The 4,597-nt window shown below is 27.7% G+C and carries 4 protein-coding genes and 1 pseudogene; 3 read left to right on the forward strand and 2 right to left on the reverse strand.

Going from position 1 to position 4,597, the window contains the following annotated elements:
• Positions 1–97 precede the first annotated feature (97 nt).
• Positions 98–1,813: a DUF1186 domain-containing protein gene (locus BM384_RS15730; protein ID WP_347455095.1), complete on the forward strand. Its 1,716-nt coding sequence runs from the start codon at positions 98–100 to the stop codon at positions 1,811–1,813.
• A 99-nt stretch (positions 1,814–1,912) separates the two neighbouring features.
• On the opposite strand, the gene BM384_RS15735 is transcribed toward BM384_RS15730, so the two are convergent.
• Complete coding sequence (locus BM384_RS15735; RefSeq protein ID WP_090015018.1) at positions 1,913–2,377, reverse strand: hypothetical protein; 465 nt, start codon at positions 2,375–2,377, stop codon at positions 1,913–1,915.
• A gap of 16 nt (positions 2,378–2,393) precedes the next feature.
• Here BM384_RS15735 and BM384_RS17815 point away from each other — a divergent pair, with 16 nt between their 5' ends.
• Positions 2,394–2,546, forward strand: a complete 153-nt coding sequence (locus BM384_RS17815; protein WP_175537424.1) for a hypothetical protein — start codon at positions 2,394–2,396, stop codon at positions 2,544–2,546.
• Between the two features lie 215 nt (positions 2,547–2,761).
• Here the strand turns inward: BM384_RS17815 and BM384_RS15740 are convergent, their stop codons facing one another.
• Positions 2,762–3,634: a hypothetical protein gene (locus BM384_RS15740; RefSeq protein WP_090015020.1), complete on the reverse strand. Its 873-nt coding sequence runs from the start codon at positions 3,632–3,634 to the stop codon at positions 2,762–2,764.
• A gap of 403 nt (positions 3,635–4,037) precedes the next feature.
• Here BM384_RS15740 and BM384_RS15745 point away from each other — a divergent pair.
• Positions 4,038–4,298, forward strand: a pseudogene (locus tag BM384_RS15745) (sugar phosphate nucleotidyltransferase); the annotation flags it as partial.
• Between the last annotated feature and the right edge of the window lie 299 nt (positions 4,299–4,597).

Consider the following 4,597-nt stretch of genomic DNA (forward strand, 5'->3'; position numbering starts at 1 on the left):
AAGAACCGTAGGAACTACGGGGATAGCTTGGGTTTGCTTAGCACATTAGTGCTATCGACCAAGAACCCTGCGACTTCAGTCGTGGGAGGTTCAGTATATACAAGATTTTAAACTTAATATTTTTAAACATCTAAATGATGAAAGGTATGTTGGACATATATATGCGGTTATTATTTTGTCGCAATTTAAAGAAAAAATGTTATGTCCATTATTTTTAGATATATTATCTCTTCCTGGAACTAGATCTTTTGAATTATTTGATACTCTTATACCAGAGTATGGAGCTAGAATTATTGCATCAGTATATGATGGGAATTATGATAATATGTTAAGAACTTTAAATAACAAGAAGGCTAATGAGTATGCTAAGGCTGTAGTAATTGAAGCATTAAAGATTTTATGTATAAATGGAGACTTATCTAAAGAAGAGACTCAAAATTTTCTTATAGAGTTACTACAGGGGAAATTAAAGGAGAAAAAACAAGCAGTTATTTTAGAAATATTATATACAGCTTTTGAGCTTAAAATGAATAAGGTACTTGAACTTATAAAATATAATTGTAAGCAGGGTAATTACTCGTTTTTATCAATTTCACAATTTGAAGCAGAAATTAAATTATATAATGAAGGCTTATATATGAATGAAGGGATAAGTGATATTCATAACCAAGAGATATTTGATGCTCTTGGAGAGTTAAAGCAAATATTTAGTTCATTAATAGAAAAGAGCACAATGAGAAAAGAAGCAGAAGAGCTGCAGAGTAACATTATTAAGGAAATAAATATGCTTGGCAAAAAATTTCAAAAGGGGATAAAAACTGATTCTTTAGAAGAACATCTTAAATCATTATGTAAAGAAGAATTATATGATATAGGAAAAAGTCTTGGCTTAAAGAAATATTATAAGTTAAATAAGAGTGAACTTATTCAAAATATATTTAATAATTATGAAATTCTTATTAGAGAAAAACTTATGTATTTTGATGAAGAGAGAATTCAAGGGTTAAGGTTATTTTTAAAAAATTCAGGCATAAGACATGTAAAAAAAAGTAAGGAATTTAGAGACTTCTTTTATTTTGAAAGCTATGGACTAGTATATCCTTTTGCAGAAAAAGAGACTACAGCTTTTATTATGCCAGGTGAAGTTAAAGATATAGTTAAAGATATTATTTCTAGCCTTGATTTTAGACGAAATATTAAGAGGAATAGTGAGATAATGAATCTTATAAAAGGTTTTATGGAAGCTTATGGAATAATGGAAGAGCAAGAAATAATAGATAGGCTAAGACTATATGATGTAAGTGAACCTGATGCATATATAAAGAAAATTATTAAAGAAGGGGGAGGGCTATATTATTCTTGGGTAGATAAATCTTGTTATGTTAATGAAAATATAGATAACTTCTCAGCAATAGAAGAGATTAGAGAAAAAATGGGCAGATATGAGTATAAGTTTTTTAGTAAGGATGACTTATTATCCATGGCATCTAATAAAAGAGAAGAAGAGGTGCCTTATATAAAAGAATTTTATGATAGATTTATAGAAGAATTTGTTATAGAAAAGGAAAATTTAATTGAGATAATAAATGATATGAAAGCTGATGTTCAGGTAGTTGAGGCTGAAGTTATTGTTCAATTTATGGTTAATAGTATTGAAAATAAATGTAGAGATGAATATGAAGTAGATGAACTTAAGGAGTCAAAAAAATTAGTGAAAGAACTAGTTGGAAAGTTTTTAGAGAATGTGCCTTTGTGGAAATATAGAGGAAGAACTAATAAAGAAATGAGAAGAATTGATTTAATAAAACATTAAATTAGTATAATTTAGTAAAGTAAAAAATAATTGTAGGCCGCAAAACAAAGCTGCCTCCTGAGCTGAAAAGCATGGCGTCAGCCACTTTGTTCTTCTGAACTATTTCTTTTTTCTAAAGAAACTCATACCTGCAATTGAAGATAATGCTAATGAAATTAATCCAGCACTTGCAGCGTCACCTGTTTTTACTGATGTAGGTTTGTTAGTATTAGGTTTAACAATATTAGAAGTTGCTGCACTATTATTATCAGTTTCAGAAGTAGAAGTTGTATTAGCATCTACATTATTGTCAGTATCAGTAGCATTATCAGTACTTGGTGGGTTTGCAACATTTAAAGTAACAGTTTTATTAATTTTAGAACCATCAGCTAAATTAGCAGTTATATCATAGTTTGGTTCATCAAAACCGATATATTCTAATGTTTCTGCTGGTATTATTAAATTGTTATTGTCATCAATATAAACAACATGTTCTGGTTCTGTATTAAGAGCTAAAAGTCTAGCTCTTCTTGCATTTTTATATTTTACAGTTAATACTTTATTATTTATAACTACAGATTCCACCTTAGAATTAGCTGGAATGAAGTTTGGTATTGTTACTTCAGTTAGATTGTTTTTATCAATTACAATTGGAGCTAAAGGAGTAGTATTAACTATAGTAGCAGATTCTTTAACTGATAAATTAGTAACTCCAATTAATGATGTAGAATCAGAGAACTTATATGATACATAATAATTACCTTCAATAAGTTTTAAATCTTCTAATACAGCTTTTGGAATAGTTATTGTACTATCAGTTAATTCAAGTTGCTCTGCATATATTGTTTCACCATTTATAATAATTAAACTAAGGTTTGTATTATCAAAATCTACATTATCAATAGTTAAACTAGGTTTAGTATCTAAATAATAATTTAAAGTTGGACAATTTACTTGAGGATTACGTTTTTATGGTTTTGTGTTTTCAGGAGTAGTATTTCCTTCGCTACCAGTAGTACCATTATTATCAGTGTCTCCATTAGTTGGAGGAACTATTTCTGGTACAGAATTAATAACTCTTAAATTAGCTTCACTAAGTAATAAATCTGAATCAGTAAATTTAAATGATATATCATAAACACCCTGAGCAAGGCTAATAGTTTTTAATGAACTTGCTAAGATAGTTATTGTTTTATTAGTTTTATCTACTGTAAAACCTTCTTGTCTTATAGTAGTACCATTTATCATAACATATGATAAATCAGTATCATCAAAATCTACATCCCTTACAACTACATCTTTAGGTTCACTTAAGTCATAGTCTAAAACTTGGTTAGCACCAATAGTTGGATTATGTTTAACTACAGTATTATCATCATTAGTTGATGGCACGATAGTATTAGAACTATAGATAAATTTAATTGTTACATATCCAACTAATTGAGTAAAATCATTGGCATTAGTAGTGTTTGTAAATTCAAGTAAAGTACCTTGATATGTATCATCTTTGAAATCTGTTAATGTTGATAAGAAATCTTTTGAAATTGTTATTGTATCATTTGTACATGTAATATATTTTTTATCGCATGGTTTTCCGCTAACAGCAAAAGATGTTAAAGTTGTGTTATCAAAGTTAACACCTGTTATAACTATATCTTTAGGTTCCGATCTATCAAAAGTATAAGTTCTATTTTCTACTGTAGGATTAGTGGATTTAATTTCTGCGTCTTGCATTATTTCTATTTTTGTTTGTTCCGTTGCATTAGCATAAGTGTTAGTTAATAATACATTAGAAACTAATATAGTACTAGCTAACAAAATTGTTAATTGTTTTTTCTTCATTAAATTTTCACCTCATAGTTTACTACGTTTTCTAAAAAAATTTTATCCCTGTTATATATATATCGCATAACAAATGAAACGCTTTAACAAAATTTTTAGCATAAAAAAAGTAGAAAAACGTAAAAACGTATTGCGGATATATATGCATAAGTAAAAATATAGAAAAAGATAAAATAAAGATTAAAATACATTATAAATAAGAAAAAAATAAAAAGCATTATAAGTTAAGATGACTAAATAAGAGAGGATATAGAATAATATTGAATTAATTACTGAAGCCAATATAGTATATTCACATATACACTATTTCTAGAATTATCTTAATATGGAACATAGCAAATAGCACACAAAATAGAAGCCTTACATATAATGAATGGAAAACATTTAAATGGAGTTGGAAATAGTGATATATGGTTTGATTTTAGCAGGAGGAAGGGGTAGCCGTTTGTATCCTCTTTCAAGAGCAGATGAACCTAAACAGTTCCTAAAAGTTATAAATGGGAAAAGTTTTTTAGTTAATACCGTAGATAGAGTGACTCCATTAATAAGCAAAGATAACCTTTATGTAGTTACTAATAAGGAGTATCATAAGAAGGTTAAAGAAGAGCTTAAGGATATTAAAGCAGAAAATATATTTTCTGAACCTAGTAATAAGGAAACTGCTATATATAACTAAATGGGTTAGGAATATTATTACTTAATGTGAAAATTATAAGTATATATTTTTTTATGTTGGGTATTATATAATGTATACAAACGTATGTTCTGCAAAGGGGATATATAAATATGGATACTATCTGAAAAAAATGGTATAATAAAAGTTTGAAAATCCCTGGTTTTTTACTTCATAATATGGTATAGTATTTTTAGTTTATAAAATCAAGCTTGCAAAAGGAGGAGCAACTTAGATGTACGCGCAATGTCGTCAACTTAGTAGATTAATGCAGATGAAAGTGCTTTAAA

The organism is Clostridium sp. DSM 8431 (genome assembly GCF_900116755.1).
Taxonomy (GTDB): domain Bacteria; phylum Bacillota; class Clostridia; order Clostridiales; family Clostridiaceae; genus Clostridium.

Excerpts from the sequence above, each read along its gene's own strand:
- BM384_RS17815 (WP_175537424.1), top strand. The coding sequence starts at position 2,394 with ATGAAGTTTGGTATTGTTACTTCAGTTAGATTGTTTTTATCAATTACA.
- BM384_RS15740 (WP_090015020.1), bottom strand. The coding sequence starts at position 3,634 with ATGAAGAAAAAACAATTAACAATTTTGTTAGCTAGTACTATATTAGTT.